This is a genomic window from Priestia aryabhattai, from assembly GCF_023715685.1.
Lineage (GTDB): Bacteria > Bacillota > Bacilli > Bacillales > Bacillaceae_H > Priestia > Priestia aryabhattai_B.
Map to the genome: position 1 here is coordinate 1 of NZ_JAMBOQ010000020.1, position 15,846 is coordinate 15,846.

16 protein-coding genes, 1 tRNA gene, 2 rRNA genes, 1 other RNA gene and 1 other annotated feature are annotated in these 15,846 nt (G+C 37.4%); of the genes, 15 read left to right on the top strand and 5 right to left on the bottom strand.

Annotated elements, in window-relative coordinates:
- Positions 1 to 88, top strand: a 5S ribosomal RNA gene (gene rrf / locus M3225_RS28260); the annotation flags it as partial.
- 26 nt (positions 89 to 114) lie between these two features.
- On the opposite strand, the gene M3225_RS28265 is transcribed toward rrf, so the two are convergent.
- Positions 115 to 1,080: a YaaC family protein gene (locus M3225_RS28265; RefSeq protein ID WP_251400606.1), complete on the bottom strand. Its 966-nt coding sequence runs from the start codon at positions 1,078 to 1,080 to the stop codon at positions 115 to 117.
- Positions 1,081 to 1,196: 116 nt separating this feature from the next.
- Between M3225_RS28265 and guaB the strand changes: the two genes are divergently transcribed.
- From guaB to M3225_RS28295, 6 genes are all read left to right on the top strand, one after another.
- Positions 1,197 to 2,663, top strand: a complete 1,467-nt coding sequence (guaB, locus tag M3225_RS28270; protein WP_251400613.1) for an IMP dehydrogenase — start codon at positions 1,197 to 1,199, stop codon at positions 2,661 to 2,663.
- Between the two features lie 150 nt (positions 2,664 to 2,813).
- On the top strand, positions 2,814 to 4,169 hold the full coding sequence (locus M3225_RS28275; RefSeq protein WP_251400615.1) for a serine hydrolase: 1,356 nt from the start codon (positions 2,814 to 2,816) through the stop codon (positions 4,167 to 4,169).
- 189 nt (positions 4,170 to 4,358) lie between these two features.
- Positions 4,359 to 5,246, top strand: coding sequence for a pyridoxal 5'-phosphate synthase lyase subunit PdxS (pdxS, locus tag M3225_RS28280; RefSeq protein WP_013054829.1), 888 nt, complete (start codon positions 4,359 to 4,361; stop codon positions 5,244 to 5,246).
- Between the two features lie 21 nt (positions 5,247 to 5,267).
- Positions 5,268 to 5,855 (top strand): pyridoxal 5'-phosphate synthase glutaminase subunit PdxT, encoded by a 588-nt coding sequence (pdxT, locus tag M3225_RS28285; protein WP_251400617.1) that lies wholly within the window; start codon positions 5,268 to 5,270, stop codon positions 5,853 to 5,855.
- Between the two features lie 57 nt (positions 5,856 to 5,912).
- Positions 5,913 to 6,125: a binding site (T-box leader), on the top strand.
- Between the two features lie 52 nt (positions 6,126 to 6,177).
- Positions 6,178 to 7,455: a serine--tRNA ligase gene (serS, locus tag M3225_RS28290; protein WP_251400619.1), complete on the top strand. Its 1,278-nt coding sequence runs from the start codon at positions 6,178 to 6,180 to the stop codon at positions 7,453 to 7,455.
- Between the two features lie 108 nt (positions 7,456 to 7,563).
- Positions 7,564 to 7,656: transfer RNA gene (locus M3225_RS28295), tRNA-Ser, on the top strand.
- Between the two features lie 120 nt (positions 7,657 to 7,776).
- Here the strand turns inward: M3225_RS28295 and M3225_RS28300 are convergent.
- From M3225_RS28300 to M3225_RS28315, 4 genes are all read right to left on the bottom strand, one after another.
- Positions 7,777 to 8,454, bottom strand: a complete 678-nt coding sequence (locus M3225_RS28300; protein WP_251400634.1) for a deoxynucleoside kinase — start codon at positions 8,452 to 8,454, stop codon at positions 7,777 to 7,779.
- 2 nt (positions 8,455 to 8,456) lie between these two features.
- Positions 8,457 to 9,092: a deoxynucleoside kinase gene (locus M3225_RS28305; RefSeq protein WP_251400620.1), complete on the bottom strand. Its 636-nt coding sequence runs from the start codon at positions 9,090 to 9,092 to the stop codon at positions 8,457 to 8,459.
- Positions 9,093 to 9,235: 143 nt separating this feature from the next.
- Positions 9,236 to 10,537 carry a LysM peptidoglycan-binding domain-containing protein gene (locus tag M3225_RS28310; protein ID WP_251400622.1) on the bottom strand — a complete coding sequence of 434 codons (1,302 nt, stop codon included), beginning with the start codon at positions 10,535 to 10,537 and terminating at the stop codon, positions 9,236 to 9,238.
- A gap of 56 nt (positions 10,538 to 10,593) precedes the next feature.
- Positions 10,594 to 11,136, bottom strand: a complete 543-nt coding sequence (locus M3225_RS28315) for an isochorismatase family cysteine hydrolase (RefSeq protein ID WP_251400623.1) — start codon at positions 11,134 to 11,136, stop codon at positions 10,594 to 10,596.
- Between the two features lie 79 nt (positions 11,137 to 11,215).
- On the opposite strand from M3225_RS28315, the gene tadA reads away from it, so the two are divergent.
- The 8 genes from tadA to M3225_RS28355 form a co-directional block, all read left to right on the top strand.
- Positions 11,216 to 11,686 carry a tRNA adenosine(34) deaminase TadA gene (tadA, locus tag M3225_RS28320; protein ID WP_251400625.1) on the top strand — a complete coding sequence of 157 codons (471 nt, stop codon included), beginning with the start codon at positions 11,216 to 11,218 and terminating at the stop codon, positions 11,684 to 11,686.
- A gap of 102 nt (positions 11,687 to 11,788) precedes the next feature.
- An RNA gene (gene ffs, locus M3225_RS28325) (signal recognition particle sRNA large type) lies at positions 11,789 to 12,054 on the top strand.
- 130 nt (positions 12,055 to 12,184) lie between these two features.
- Positions 12,185 to 13,873, top strand: coding sequence for a DNA polymerase III subunit gamma/tau (gene dnaX, locus M3225_RS28330; protein ID WP_251400630.1), 1,689 nt, complete (start codon positions 12,185 to 12,187; stop codon positions 13,871 to 13,873).
- Positions 13,874 to 13,892: 19 nt separating this feature from the next.
- A complete protein-coding gene (locus M3225_RS28335; RefSeq protein ID WP_013081327.1) occupies positions 13,893 to 14,213 on the top strand; it encodes a YbaB/EbfC family nucleoid-associated protein in 321 nt (106 codons plus the stop codon).
- A 15-nt stretch (positions 14,214 to 14,228) separates the two neighbouring features.
- On the top strand, positions 14,229 to 14,825 hold the full coding sequence (gene recR, locus M3225_RS28340) for a recombination mediator RecR (protein WP_014461944.1): 597 nt from the start codon (positions 14,229 to 14,231) through the stop codon (positions 14,823 to 14,825).
- A gap of 14 nt (positions 14,826 to 14,839) precedes the next feature.
- On the top strand, positions 14,840 to 15,064 hold the full coding sequence (locus M3225_RS28345) for a YaaL family protein (RefSeq protein ID WP_251400631.1): 225 nt from the start codon (positions 14,840 to 14,842) through the stop codon (positions 15,062 to 15,064).
- Between the two features lie 116 nt (positions 15,065 to 15,180).
- On the top strand, positions 15,181 to 15,450 hold the full coding sequence (locus M3225_RS28350; RefSeq protein WP_251400632.1) for a pro-sigmaK processing inhibitor BofA family protein: 270 nt from the start codon (positions 15,181 to 15,183) through the stop codon (positions 15,448 to 15,450).
- Positions 15,451 to 15,739: 289 nt separating this feature from the next.
- Positions 15,740 to 15,846, top strand: a 16S ribosomal RNA gene (locus M3225_RS28355); the annotation flags it as partial.

Genomic DNA, 15,846 nt, shown 5'->3' on the forward strand with positions numbered 1-15,846 from the left:
CCGTTCCCATACCGAACACGGAAGTTAAGCTCTTTAGCGCCAATGGTAGTTGGGACTTTGTCCCTGTGAGAGTAGGACGTTGCCAGGCTCTTGAAAAAAGACTAGCTATTTTAGCTAGTCTTTTTTTGTATGTTCATTTAAGTAACAAGAAATTAAGTAAGGAATCTTTTGAGCCGTAACCTCAAGGAACCTCAAGATAAATGGGTAATCTTTCGAAGAGTATGTATGCAGTAATTCATACCACCACTCTGTTTCATAACGTGAAATCATACTTAAATTATAAAGTAATAAGTAATGTGCCAACATCTCAGGGAAATATAAACAGCTATCTTTTTCCAACGGTGCATGCAATGTGTTATCTTGGAAATTATACATAAAAGGTGAACAATTATATAAACAGCTTAAAGGGTCAAGAATACATACCTGGTCTTCTGACAGAGACAAAGACAGATGGGAACGCTCTTTTAAAAATGAATAGAGCCTTTCATAATTCATATGATAACATTGTGTAACTTGTTCAGGAATAGGCAAAGAGCTGGCTGAAAGCGATCCAATAGTTGTTAAATGGGAAAATGATCTAGCACCTAAATTTGAAAATAATGGATCTAATTCAGGTATACACGACAACAGGTAATTCATTGTATATTTACTACCTTCAAGTTGTTTCACATGAAACAATTCTTCTCCTACTTGTGAAAATAAACCGCTTTTTTGGATCTTAACTTCATCATCTAAAAAATCATAACTTTGTTTTTTTCTTTTTCGTGTTGATACTCCATGTGCTAACACCGCTGTATTTTCTGGATATACTGGGTTTTGTGTTAACAAACATGCTTTTAACAGCTGTGACATTCCATAAAATAATAAAACTGGTTGAACTGATACAGGAGATTGTGCCGCAACTTGATAATAATTTTTACTGTGTTCCAAATAATAAATAAATGGGTAACTGTTTTTAAAGCTATGTTGCTCCGCATCGCTGTAATTCAATTTTTGATAGCGCTTTTTTAAAAAGTCTTGTACAAAAGGAACGGAGAAAAATAAATTGTAAGACGTCCAAACATCATTAAATTTATGCAACTAAATCACCTTTTCTTTTTATTAGAATTATCTGATATCTAGTGAAGTTATTGACAGGTACATATCTGCTTGTTAATCTACTAATAATATTCTGTCGTTAAAAGGAGGATTCTATAATGTGGGAAAGCAAATTTTCTAAAGAAGGCTTAACATTTGATGACGTTTTACTGGTGCCAGCAAAATCTGAGGTATTACCTAAAGACGTTGATATGAGTGTTGAACTAACAAAAACATTAAAATTAAAGGTGCCGTTCATCAGTGCAGGAATGGATACAGTTACAGAAGCTGAAATGGCTATTGCGATGGCTAGACAAGGTGGTTTAGGTATCATTCACAAAAACATGTCGATTGAACAGCAAGCAGAACAAGTTGATAAAGTAAAACGTTCTGAAAGTGGTGTTATCACGGATCCTTTCTTTTTAACTCCTGAAAATCAAGTGTTTGCTGCTGAACATTTAATGGGCAAATATCGTATCTCAGGCGTTCCAATTGTCAACAACGAAGAAGAACAACAACTAGTTGGAATCCTTACAAACCGTGATTTGCGTTTCATCCAAGATTATTCAATGCAAATTGCTGATGTAATGACAAAAGAAGAATTAGTTACTGCTCCAGTAGGAACGACTTTAGAAGAAGCAGAGAAAATTCTACAGCAATACAAAATTGAAAAGTTACCTCTTGTAGATGACAATGGCGTATTAAAAGGTCTTATCACGATTAAAGACATTGAAAAAGTAATTGAGTTTCCAAATGCAGCTAAGGATCAACAAGGTCGATTATTAGTTGGAGCAGCTGTTGGCGTAACAGCTGATTCAAATGTTCGTATCGAAAAATTAGTACAAGCTGGCGTTGATGTTATCGTTATTGATACAGCGCATGGACATTCACAAGGCGTTTTAGATACAGTACGCAGCATTCGCGAGGCATATCCAGAATTAAATATTATTGCTGGTAACGTAGCAACTGCTGAAGGTACAAAAGCATTAATTGAAGCTGGAGCAAACGTAGTAAAAGTAGGAATTGGACCTGGTTCAATTTGTACAACTCGTGTTGTAGCTGGTGTAGGCGTTCCACAAATTACAGCAGTATATGACTGTGCAACTGAAGCTCGTAAGCACGGTGTAGCTATTATCGCAGATGGCGGTATTAAGTACTCTGGAGATATCGTAAAAGCACTTGCAGCTGGTGGACATACAGTAATGCTAGGAAGCCTTCTAGCAGGAACGACAGAAAGTCCTGGAGAAACAGAAATCTACCAAGGAAGACGCTTTAAAGTGTACCGTGGAATGGGCTCTGTAGGAGCTATGGAAAAAGGAAGTAAAGATCGGTACTTCCAAGAAGATAATAAAAAATTAGTTCCAGAAGGTATTGAAGGCCGTTTGCCTTACAAAGGACCTGTAGCAGATACTTTATATCAAATGATTGGCGGTTTACGCGCAGGAATGGGTTACTGTGGTGCAGCTAACTTAGAAGCGTTACGTGAACAGGCACAATTCATTCGTATGACTGGAGCAGGTTTAAGAGAAAGTCACCCACATGATGTACAAATTACAAAAGAATCTCCTAACTATTCTATGAGATAATCATGAATGTTTGAAAAACACGTTTCCCTAATAGGGAAACGTGTTTTTTATGCCATTAATCATGAATGTAACAGTACTTCTTTATCTATTTTTTTAAATTTTAGTATGATAAAATTACATTTATGTGAGTTTACGTTTGGAGGGTATAGAGTGAGAAACGCATTACAGAAACAATTAATTTGTGTCATTGCTGTTATGTTAATGGCCAGCGTATTTTTTGTCTCTACACAAGCATCAGCTGCTTCTAAAACAGATGATATTGGGGTTGAAGCAGATGCAGCCATTTTAGTAGAGGCAAGTACGGGGAAAGTGCTATACGGGAAAAATACGGATGCTTTATTAGGTATTGCAAGCATGACAAAAATGATGACGGAATACCTAGTATTAGAATCCATAAAAGATAAGAAATTATCTTGGGATCAACGTGTGCCAGTTAGTAAATATGCAGCTAAAATTTCTCAGGATTATGGATTATCAAATGTACCATTAATTGAAAACCAAAAATACACGGTAAAAGAATTATATGATGCCATGGCTATTTATTCAGCTAATGGAGCTGCCATTACTTTAGCTGAAGCTGTTAGTGGTTCTGAAGAAGGTTTTATTAAGTTAATGAATAAAACGGCAAAAAAATTAAATATGGGTGAATCAAAATTTGTCAATTCTACAGGTCTTTCTAATTCCTTGTTAAAAGGGATGTATCCAAAAGGAACGAAGGAAGAAGATGAGAACCTTCTATCGGCTCGGGCAGTTGCTACTCTTGCTTATCACTTAATTCATGATTATCCAGAATCTTTGGAAGTAGCTAAAACTCCTTCTAAGATGTTTAGACAAGGACAACAAGGCGAAACAAAAATGAACAATTGGAATAAGATGCTCCCTGGTTTTTCAGCTGCATACAGCGGCGTGGACGGCTTAAAAACTGGCCATACAGATTTTGCAGGTCAATGTTTCACTGGGACTGCAGAGCGTAACGGGGTAAGATACATAACAGTTGTAATGAATGCTAAGGAAAACGGCAAGTCTACGGAAGCTGCTCGTTTTTCCCAAACGAAAAAGATATTAGATTACGCTTTTAGTCATTTTCAGTTAAAAGAAGTAGTGCCTGCTAACGGCGAGATTAAAGGGCACGAAACAATTGACATTGCTAAAGGAAAATCAAAAGAAGCTTCCGTTTCTCCAAAAGATTCGGTAAAGATTATTACCGAAAAAGGTCAAAAAGATCATACTAAAATCAACTTTAAGTTAAACGATAAAGTTGTGAACGATCAAAAAGTTGTAGCTCCTATTAAAAAAGGAGAAATGGTTGCTTATGTTAGTGCAACAAACAGCAATCTCAAAGATCTAGGCTATGTAGGAGGCCAAACTACAGATAGCATGACGCCGGTTGTGACAAACGAATCTGTTGAAAAAGCTGGATGGTTCTCTCTAGCTACCCGCAGCATCGGTAACTTCTTTAGCAATATTTGGATGAATGCTGCAAATACAGTGAATAACTGGTTTTAATGATAACTCAAGAGAAAGAAGAGATACTACAAGAGAGTATCTCTTTTTTTATTTTTAGATTTGTTTCTATATAATCTATAAATTAGATAGGAATTTTCCGAAAAATGCGGTAGAATAGACACTAAGTTTTGAATTTTGTATATACACTAAAAATTATTGTGAAACACTTGATACAGGAGGAAGACAAACATGAATAACATTACAGGTACTGATCGTGTAAAACGAGGAATGGCGGAAATGCAAAAAGGTGGCGTTATCATGGACGTTATCAATGCAGAACAAGCAAAAATTGCAGAAGCAGCAGGTGCTGTTGCCGTTATGGCATTAGAGCGTGTTCCAGCTGATATCCGTGCAGCAGGCGGCGTGTCTCGTATGGCAGACCCAACAATTGTTGAAGAAGTGATGAATGCTGTGTCCATTCCAGTTATGGCAAAAGCTCGTATTGGCCATATTGTTGAAGCACGCGTGCTAGAAGCGATGGGGGTAGACTACATCGATGAAAGTGAAGTGTTGACTCCAGCTGATGAGGAGTTTCATTTAAATAAAAATACATTTACGGTTCCATTTGTGTGCGGTTGTCGTGATCTTGGCGAAGCATCTCGTCGTATTGCTGAAGGAGCAGCAATGCTTCGTACAAAAGGCGAACCAGGGACAGGAAACATCGTGGAAGCAGTGCGTCATATGCGCCAAGTAAACGCTCAAGTACGTAAAGTTGTGGGCATGGACGAAGATGAGTTAATGACAGAGGCAAAACTATTAGGTGCGCCTTATGAGTTATTACTGCAAATTAAACGTGAAGGCCGCTTACCGGTTGTAAACTTTGCAGCAGGCGGTGTAGCAACACCAGCTGATGCCGCGTTAATGATGCAACTTGGAGCAGACGGTGTGTTCGTTGGTTCAGGAATCTTTAAATCAGACAACCCTGAAAAATTTGCTCGTGCAATCGTCGAAGCAACAACACATTATCAAGACTATGAACTCATTGCAAACTTGTCAAAAGGATTAGGAAGTGCAATGAAAGGGATTGAAATTTCATCATTATTACCAGAAAACCGCATGCAAGAGCGTGGGTGGTAATTTAAAGGGAGTTTTGACAAAATGGTAAAAGTAGGCGTATTAGGGTTACAAGGTGCCTTTCGCGAGCATGCACAAGCATTAGAAGCAGCAGGCGCCGAAGCCATTATCATTAAAAAAGTTGAACAGCTAGATAAAGTAGATGGTTTAATCCTACCGGGCGGCGAAAGCACAGCGATGCGTCGTCTGATCGACAAGTATGACTTTATGGAACCTCTTCGCCAGTTTGCACAAGCAGGTAAACCGGTGTTTGGTACGTGTGCGGGTTTAATTTTACTTGCAGGACAAGTCGTTGACCGTGAAGAGCCCCATTTAGGTGTTATGGATATTACGGTAGCTCGCAACTCATTTGGGCGTCAACGGGATAGCTTTGAAGCTGCCCTAAACATTAAAGATATTGGTGAAGATTTTATAGGCGTATTTATCCGTGCTCCGCATATTGTGGAAGTAGGAGAAAACGTTGAAGTCTTAGCAATGCATAACGACCGAATTGTTGCAGCGAGACAAGGTCAATTCTTGGGGTGTTCGTTTCATCCAGAATTAACAGATGATGCTCGAATGGCTCAGTATTTTGTAGCAATGGTTGAAGAAGCTTCAAAAAAACCTGTATAAATGAATTGCATCTTGTAAAGACTTGTAGTACATTATGATTATTAAAAATGATATTGGTATAAAGCGTTGATAGGAAATAGTAATAAGATTTTTGATTTCAAGAGAGTCGATGGCTGGTGTGAATCGATAATCAATTCTTATGAATCCGTCCTGGAGCAAGCTGTCGAAAAAGTAGTAGGCAGTTTCGGTTCATCCGTTATCTGGTTTAAGAGGAAGGCTTATTTTAGCTTTCAATTAGGGTGGCAACGCGGGTAAACTCTCGTCCCTTTCATGGGGATGAGAGTTTTTATTTTGCCCTTTTATACTAAAGGAGGTACTAAGTATGTTAGATTTAAAATTTTTACGTGCTAATTTTAACGAAGTAAAAGAAAAGCTAAAGTTTCGTGGGGAAGACTTAACGGACTTAGGTCGCTTTGAAGAGTTAGATGCAAAACGTCGTGAGCTAATTGCTCAAACAGAAGAGTTAAAAAGCAAGCGAAATGAAGTATCACAGCAAATTGCACAATTGAAGCGTGAAAAACAAGATGCTGATCATTTAATCGTTGAAATGCGTAAAGTAGGAGACCGCGTAAAGCAATTGGATGAAGAGCTTCGCAGCGTTGAAGAAGAGTTAGAACTATTGTTGCTTTCAATTCCTAACGTTCCACATGAAAGTACGCCTGTAGGTGAAACTGAAGATGATAACGTAGAAGTTCGTAAATGGGGAGAAATTAAACAATTTAATTTTGAACCAAAACCGCATTGGGATTTAGGAACAGATTTAAATATTTTAGATTTTGAAAGAGCTTCGAAAGTAACGGGAAGTCGCTTTGTATTTTATAAAGGTTTAGGTGCAAGGTTAGAACGTGCTCTTATTAACTTTATGATGGATTTACATATGGATGAGCATGGTTATGAAGAAATTCTTCCTCCATATATGGTAAATCGTATGAGCATGACAGGAACAGGGCAACTTCCTAAATTTGAAGAGGATGCATTCAAAATTAAAGAAGAAGATTATTTCTTAATTCCTACAGCTGAAGTACCAGTTACAAATTTACATCGTGATGAAATTTTAAACGGAGACCAGCTTCCAATTGCTTATACAGCGTATAGTGCTTGCTTCCGCTCAGAAGCAGGCTCTGCAGGAAGAGATACACGTGGTCTTATTCGTCAGCATCAGTTTAATAAAGTAGAGCTTGTTCGCTTTGTTAAGCCAGAAGATTCTTATGATGAATTAGAAAAATTAACGGGCCATGCTGAAAAGGTTCTTCAACTATTAGGTTTACCTTACCGAGTTCTAAGCATGTGTACAGCTGATTTAGGTTTCACAGCAGCCAAAAAGTATGATATTGAAGTTTGGATTCCAAGTTATGAAACGTACCGTGAAATTTCTTCTTGTTCAAACTTTGAAAGCTTCCAAGCTCGCCGTGCTAATATTCGCTTCCGACGCGATACAAAAGCAAAATCAGAACATGTTCATACACTAAACGGTTCTGGCTTGGCAATTGGCCGTACGGTAGCTGCAATTTTAGAAAACTACCAGCAGGAAGATGGATCAATTCAAATTCCAGAAGTGCTGCGTCCATATATGGGAAACAAAGAATTTATTTCTAAATAAAAGTAGAAGATGTTCATTAAGGTAATTCTTAATGAGCATCTTTTGAAAAAAATTAATAAAAGAGTTGACTTCACGATTTGTATATGATAAATTAATACTTGTCGATACGGAGGAATACCCAAGTCCGGCTGAAGGGATCGGTCTTGAAAACCGACAGGGGTGTTAAAGCCCGCGGGGGTTCGAATCCCTCTTCCTCCGCCATATTTGACTTATAATGCAATTAACATAGCGCGATAAATTGGAGATTGGAAAACCGTTACTTATAAGTAACGGTTTTTTATTTGTTAAAAATGCCGCTTTAATAGATAAAGCGGCATTTTTTTATAGATGACGACGTTTTAACTTTTCATTATGTTGTAAAAAGCGACCAACTTTTTCAACAATTGATTCAATTGAATCAGGATCCTTGATAAGGTCATATTCTCTAATATCTAAACGAAGAATAGGGCAAGCCGTAAAGTTATTAATCCAATCTTCATATCGGGCGTGCATCTCTTTCCAATAATCAAGCGGCGTTTGTTGTTCCATTGGTCGCCCTCTTTCTTGAATGCGGTCTACAATATCTTCAAAGCTGCCCTCTAAATAAATTAGTAGGTCCGGATGAGGGAAATATGGAGTCATAACCATTGCATCGAACAAACTTGTATATGTCTCATAGTCTACTTTGGACATAGTTCCTTTTTCAAAATGCATCTTAGCAAAGATACCAGTATCTTCGTAAATAGATCTGTCTTGGATGAAGCCGCCGCCATACTCAAAAATTTTCTTTTGTTCTTTAAAGCGTTCCGCTAGAAAATATACTTGTAGGTGAAAGCTCCAACGTTCAAAATCCCCATAAAATTTGTCTAGGTAAGGGTTGGAATCTACTTTTTCAAACGATGTGCGAAATTGGAGAGCATCAGCCAATGATTGAGTCATCGTAGATTTCCCAACTCCAACTGTACCCGCTATCGTCAACACAGCATCATTAGGAATGTTGTATTTCGATCGTAAGTTTATCATTACATACTCCTTTTTAACATACTCTCTTGAACCTCTGATAAGATTCTATTTAAGTGTTGTTTATTTTGTACAAAATCTATTTCATCACCGTTGTAACGCAAAATAGTTACATTAGGGTTATTTTGTTCAAACGCCGTCATAGCTTTTTCATAATCATCACTTAGCCTCGCAAGGTAATGAGGATCGATGTTTCGTTCAATTTCTCTTCCTCGCATTTTAATGCGCTTTAACAAAGTATCTAAACTTGCATTTAAATAAATAATAATATTCGGAGCTGGCATATCAGCCGTTAAGATGTGGAAAATTTGTACATACTTTTTATACTGTTCATCTTTTAACGTTTGCTCAGCGAAAATCATGTTTTTCATAATATGATAATCTGCTACAACAGGTTTTTTATAAGATAAGAACCCTTTTTGAATATCCTCCAACTGCTTGTATCGATTGCATAGAAAAAACATTTCTGTTTGAAAACTCCACTCTTCGATGTTCTCATAAAATTTCCCGAGAAATGGATTTTCATCTACGATTTCTTTTAAAAGTTCGAATTGAAATGCTTGCGCAATCTCTTTAGCTAAAGAGGTTTTTCCGACACCGATGGGTCCTTCTACTGAAATAAAAGGTGTGCCTTGCATTCATTTGCCTCCTTCATGACCACTCGTTCAAAAAAAACAGACAAAAAATATTTTAACATAGAGAAGGAGAATAAGGGGAAAAGAAATTTCTTTCAGCAAGAAGAATAACAAAAAGCCTACTGTTAACAGTAAGCTTTCCCTATTTATTGCTGTGTCAGTCTTTTTGTAATTTTGAAGTTGTCTTCAATCAAGAGCCAGTTTTGCGGGAAATCTAAGCCTAGTTTCCAGTAGGCCATTCCTCTAAGTTTTAATTCTTTAATTAAATCAAACTTGGCTTGAATAGACCTAGCGTCTTCAAACCATACTTCGTGGGTACGCTGCTGTTCATCTTTATACCGGAAGAAAGGAGCTTGTGCTTTATTGTCGTATTGAATAGCTACTTTATATCGAGCTGCCAACTCAATAGCTCGTTGAGGACTAATAGCTTTGGCATATTCTCCTCCTGGCTTGTAAGGAAGTGTCCAATCGTAACCGTATAGGTTTTGGCCCATGATAATTTTTGAACTAGGTATTTCAGATACTGCATATTCTAGAACATCACGTACGGGACCAATAGGAGAAACGGCCATGGGAGGCCCGCCGCTATATCCCCATTCATATGTCATCGGAACAACGAAGTTAGCAATCTCTCCAATGGCTTTATAATCATGTGCTTCATACCATTTGCCTTTTTGATCCCGACTTGTCTTCGGAGCTAAAGCGACAGACATAAGAAGTTGCTCATCTTGAAGACGCTTTTTTGCTTTCTGTAAAAAAGCAATATAGGCTTCTTTATCTGCCGGACGCAAAAATTCGAAGTCAAAGTGAATGTCTCTGAAACTTTGTTCTTTCGCTGCTTTTACAATATTGTTTAAGAGCGTATCTTGAACGTCTTTATTATTTAAAATTGCTCGGCCGACTTCGTCACTGAATGCGCCATTTTCAATATTAGCTAATACCATTAAGAAAATAACGTCATTTTCTTTAGCAATAGAACCTAAATTATTGAGTGGAGGTGCCTTTAGCGAACCGTCTTTTTGCACTTCGAAGTTCGCTGGTCCGAGATAGGTAAGGTATTTTGCATTTTGATTAATCATTTCTTCTGTTTGAGGCGTGATTTTTCGATTGCTTGTTTCAACATACCCTAAAAACTCACCGTTTCTTTTGTTTGGGGAAGGAGGAATTAAAATGCGGCGGCCAGGTGTTAAGGGTGCTGTAACTGAAACATTGTTTGCATTGGCAATAGCCTGATAGCTAACGCCTAATTTTCTTCCTATCTTCCATATAGTGTCCCCAGATTTTACTGTGTAGTAAGTACCATTGATTGGAATAACCATAGATTGGCCGATGACGAGTTGATTTGGATTAGGTAATTCATTTGCTCTTATAATTTTTCCTGCTTCAATGCGAAACTGTTTTGCAATACTATATATACTGTCTCCTGCTTTAACAGTGTAAATTTGCATAATAAAAAGCCTCCATTTCATATGACTTACTTTCATCATATGAGAAGGCTTTTTACTTAATTCATCAACTCAGTATGTTTGCAAATACGAGCATTTAATACGTTATGCATCATTCTCAAAGCAAAGATATTGTCTTCATTTGCGTTTGAAGCAATACAATCTTCAGGAACAATTAAGTTATACTCACGCATATAAGCATCGTTAGCTGAAAAAAGTACGCATATATTTCCCGCAATTCCTGTTAAAATAAGTGTATGCACATCGAGCTGTGATAGCAAAATATTTAAAGCTGTGCCATAGAAGATAGAATGCTTTGGTTTAATTAAAAAGTAATCAGCATTTTGTGGTGAAATGTGATGTAGAACGGGTGAACTTATCTCATTTGTACAGTGGGTTAAAATGGTTTCTAAGTTTGCTTGCCATAGCTTATAGTGGTCATTGACATAGATAATAGGGATTTGTTGAGACGAGGCATACTGTTTTAATTTGGCGATGTTTTGAGCAATTGTTAAAGATTTTTCAGCAAGTACTTTGCCGTTTTTAAATTGAAAATCGTTTAGCATATCAATAATAATTAAAGCAGTTTTAGCGTTCTTCACACACGGTCTCTCCTTTTCCTAATGTACATAGTAAGTAGTTTGACTCAGAAAAAATATAATATGTAAGGTTGGATAAAAAGTGTTAAATGATGAAAAGTATATGAGGTTGGCAATCGATGAAGCATTAAAAGCCAAAGATAAATTAGAAGTTCCGATTGGAGCGGTTATTGTTCAAAATGATGAGGTGATTGCTTCAGCTTACAACTTACGAGAAACAGAACAGCGATCAGTTGCTCATGCGGAACTTTTAGCTATTGATGAAGCGTGTAAGAAACTAGGGACATGGAGATTGGAAGACGCTACGTTATATGTCACCTTAGAACCATGTCCGATGTGTGCAGGTGCTATTGTATTATCAAGAGTGAAAAGAGTTGTGTTTGGCGCTTATGATCCTAAAGGTGGCTGCGCGGGAACATTGTTAAACTTATTGGAATTTGAAAAGTTTAATCATCAAGCAGAAGTAGTAGGAGGTACGCTAGAAGAAGAATGCGGAAGTCTCTTAACGACCTTCTTCCGTGAGTTACGTCAACGAAAAAAGGCTGGAAAATAGCGCTAAAAAAGTAAGTTTTCTATAGCGGTTGCATTTTTGAATGAAAAGACGTATACTTGTAAATGCATCAACTTGATGCCCAAACTATTGGTTTCAACTTTGCCGTGCTAAGCGGGGAGGTAGCGGTGCCCTGTACTCGCAATCCGCTCTAGCGAGGCCGAATTCCTTCTTGAGGTTAGCTCATCTTAGGGTCTTGCCTTAAGTAAGTGGTGTTGACGTTTGGGTCCTATGCAATGGGAATCTGTGAACCCTGTCAGGTCCGGAAGGAAGCAGCAGTAAGCAGAACCTCTCATGTGCCATGGGGTCGCCTGAACCGAGCTAACTGCTTAAGTAACGCCTGGGGTGGCTAATCGACGGAAGGTGCACGGCAGTTATATACATAAGTTTAGTCTACTCTGTTGGAGTAGGCTTTTTATTTTATCTCTCACTATTTTGAAAAAAAACCTCATAATACGCTATAATGATAACTAATGAATTATATTAAAAGGAGAGGATGTAGTGGCATATCAGGCTCTGTACCGTGTATACCGTCCTCAAAGCTTTAACGACGTAGTCGGTCAACAACATATTATCAAAACACTTCAAAATGCCCTTGTCCAAGAAAAATTTTCGCATGCGTATTTATTTTCTGGGCCTCGAGGGACAGGAAAGACAACTGCTGCTAAAATTTTAGCGAAAGCCGTTAACTGTGAAAAAGCACCCGTTGCTGAACCCTGTAATGAATGTGCAACCTGTCGAGGAATTACTGATGGTTCCATTTCTGATGTAATTGAAATTGATGCAGCTTCTAATAATGGAGTCGATGAAATTCGAGATATCCGTGATAAAGTAAAATATGCACCTAGTGCTGTTCGATACAAAGTGTACATTATTGATGAAGTTCATATGCTTTCAATTGGAGCTTTTAACGCTTTGTTAAAAACGTTAGAAGAACCTCCTGCACATGTCATCTTTATTTTAGCTACAACAGAGCCGCATAAAATTCCATTAACGATTATCTCTAGATGTCAGCGCTTTGATTTCAAGCGCATTTCGCCAGAAGATATCGTATATCGAATGAAAGAAGTATTAGGTTCTGAAGAGCTAGAAGTAAGCGAGGATGCTCTTTACGAAATTGCGAAAGCTTCAGAAGGCGGCATGCGTGATGCACTTAGTCTTTTAGACCAAGCCATCTCGTATAGTACGGAGAAGGTGAGCTTAGAGGATGTTCTATCCATAACAGGAGCAGTATCACAGGCTTTTATTGTGAAGATCGTTCAAGCTATCTTTAATGAAAACATTGTAGATGCGCTAGACTCTGTTGAAAGTTTGATAAAAAACGGAAAAGATCCAGCGAGGTTTGTAGAGGACCTCATCTTCTATTACCGTGATGTTCTGCTTTATCAAGCTTCTGAAGAAAATGCATATTTACTTGAAAAAGCAGCGGTTAACGAAGAGTTTAAAGAACTTAGTTCAAAAATGGATAGTGCCTTTATTTATAAAGTCATTGCTGAATTAAACCAAACCCAGCAAGAGATGAAATGGAGCAATCATCCTCGAGTGTTACTTGAAGTAGCTTTAGTAAAATTAGCTCAAAGTTCTACAAATCAAGAGGGTGCTCTTCCGTATCAAGACATTTTGCAGAAAATGAATCAGATGGAAGCAGAACTGCAGCAGCTAAAAGAAAAAGGGATTCAAGTTGATCATACAGCTCAGGCAGCACAAACAGAAAAAAAACAGACAAGACAGTCAAGAAGTCAGTACAAAACGCCTGTTGGGAAAGTAAATGAAGTTTTAAAAAATGCCACTCGGCAGAATTTAGAAACGATTAAGCGATCTTGGGCTCAAGTGTTAGACACATTGAAACAACAAAATAAAGCTTCACATGCAGCTTTGTTATCTAACAGTGAACCGGTTGCTTCTTCAGATCAATCATTTATACTTAAATTTAAATATGAAATTCATTGCAAAATGGCTTCTGAAAATAACAACAATGTACGTGATAATTTAGAGAATATCTTATATACTTTAATTGGCAGCAAGCGTGAAATGGTTGCAATTCCAGAAAGCGAATGGGATAAAGTAAGAGAAGAGTTTCTTCAAGGACAGCAAAGTGATGGATCATCAGATCAACCACAGGAGGAAGACCCTGTGGTTGCAGAAGCGAAAAAGCTATTTGGAGAAGACTTAATCGAAATTCAAGAGTAAATTTAGGAGGAATGTTCATATGATGAAAGGCATGGGCAATATGCAAAAAATGATGAAACAAATGCAAAAAATGCAAAAAGATATGCAAAAAGCGCAGGAAGAGTTAGCTGAAAAAACTGTTGAAGGTACAGCTGGCGGTGGAATGGTAACAGTTGTGGTTAACGGTCAGAAACAAGTAATTGATGTAAATATTAAAGAGGATGTAGTAGATCCTGAAGATATTGAAATGCTACAAGATTTAGTATTAGCAGCAACAAATGACGCATTGAAACAAATGGATGATTTAACAAATAACACAATGGGTCAATTTACAAAAGGTTTAAATATTCCAGGACTTTAATAAGGTGGTTGCCACGTGCATTATCCAGAACCAATATCAAAGCTTATAGATAGTTTTATGAAGTTACCCGGCATTGGTCCAAAAACAGCTGTTCGCTTAGCATTCTTTGTTTTATCTATGAAAGAAGATACAGTATTAGATTTTGCAAAAGCGTTAGTCAATGCGAAGCGAAATTTAACCTATTGTTCAGTTTGTGGGCATATCACAGATCAAGATCCTTGCTACATTTGTCAAGATCAGCGCAGGGAGCGAAGTGTGGTATGTGTCGTGCAAGACCCTAAAGATGTCATTGCAATGGAGAAAATGAAAGAATATAACGGCTTGTATCATGTCCTGCATGGCGCAATTTCACCTATGGAAGGAATAGGGCCTGAAGATATCAAAGTACCTGAGTTATTAAAAAGACTTCAAGATGATGAGATTCAAGAAGTGATTTTAGCTACTAACCCGAATATAGAGGGTGAAGCTACGGCTATGTATATCTCTAGGCTCTTAAAGCCGACAGGAATTAAAATTACTAGAATTGCTCACGGGTTACCCGTTGGAGGAGACCTTGAGTACGCAGATGAAGTGACATTATCTAAAGCCCTAGAAGGTAGAAGAGAAGTATAACGAGGTACTTGCATATGTTTTTTAAAAGAAAAGGTTGGTTACGCAAAGAGTACGATGATGAATTTGTGAAGACTTTCATGCAAGTAAAGCATGAATGGAGTCACAAAACTTCAATGGTAGAAAGAAGTGTAGATCCTTCAGAAGAGGTAATGGTAGATATTCGATTAGCCAAAATGAAGTATCTTTTTCTATTAAAAGAAGCCAAGCATCGAAATATTTCAATTAACAGGATGTCATAGAGGCATCCTGTTTTGTTGTCTTTATAAAATAAGGATTTCTCTCCGTGAAATAGTGCTTTTTTTGAATGCTTGGACATACATATAAGGTAACTTATCTGCTTTAAGAAGGAGGTAACATGCTAAATCATCCCATTGTAGTTGTGTCTTTTTTAATAGGGCTAATCATTCTACTCTTAGTAACAGGTGGTGTTGGAAAAATGCTTCGAGTCATTGGAAATTTATCGATTAAGCTTATTATTGGCGTTCTGCTGCTTTTCTTTATTAACATCTTTGGCGTACAGTTCGGCATTCATATCCCTATTAATTTCCCTACAGCCATTGTTTCAGCTATTTTAGGTATTCCAGGAATAGCTGCTTTACTTGTTATTAATAATTTCATATTATAATTTGGAGGAATATCCAAAATAAAAGTTTTCTGGAATCTTTTCGAGAAAACTTTTATTTTTTTTGGAAAAGTTATTGACCAACAAGTTAACAGGTGGTATATTTATATACGTCGCTAAGACATCAATAAAAAATAACTAGAAAATAACTTAATGAAAAAAGTTGTTGACAAGTTATTCTTAAGGTGGTAAGATAAGAAAGTCGCCTTAAGACAAGAGTTCTTTGAAAACTGAACGAAATAGTAAACGTCAACGTTAAATTTTATTTTTTTAATTGAGCAAGTCAAACATTTCTTCGGAGAGTTTGATCCTGGCTCAGGATGAACGCTGGCGGCGTGCCTAATACATGCAAGTCGAGCGAACGTCTTAGAAGCTTGCTTCTAAGACGTTAGCGGCGGA

Bases quoted from the DNA above. Each gene is read 5' to 3' on its own strand.
- serS (WP_251400619.1), top strand. From the start codon at position 6,178: ATGTTAGATTTAAAATTTTTACGTGCTAATTTTAACGAAGTAAAAGAA.
- pdxT (WP_251400617.1), top strand. From the start codon at position 5,268: ATGGTAAAAGTAGGCGTATTAGGGTTACAAGGTGCCTTTCGCGAGCAT.
- M3225_RS28350 (WP_251400632.1), top strand. From the start codon at position 15,181: ATGCTAAATCATCCCATTGTAGTTGTGTCTTTTTTAATAGGGCTAATC.
- M3225_RS28345 (WP_251400631.1), top strand. From the start codon at position 14,840: ATGTTTTTTAAAAGAAAAGGTTGGTTACGCAAAGAGTACGATGATGAA.
- guaB (WP_251400613.1), top strand. From the start codon at position 1,197: ATGTGGGAAAGCAAATTTTCTAAAGAAGGCTTAACATTTGATGACGTT.
- pdxS (WP_013054829.1), top strand. From the start codon at position 4,359: ATGAATAACATTACAGGTACTGATCGTGTAAAACGAGGAATGGCGGAA.
- M3225_RS28310 (WP_251400622.1), bottom strand. From the start codon at position 10,537: ATGCAAATTTACACTGTTAAAGCAGGAGACAGTATATATAGTATTGCA.
- M3225_RS28305 (WP_251400620.1), bottom strand. From the start codon at position 9,092: ATGCAAGGCACACCTTTTATTTCAGTAGAAGGACCCATCGGTGTCGGA.
- M3225_RS28335 (WP_013081327.1), top strand. From the start codon at position 13,893: ATGATGAAAGGCATGGGCAATATGCAAAAAATGATGAAACAAATGCAA.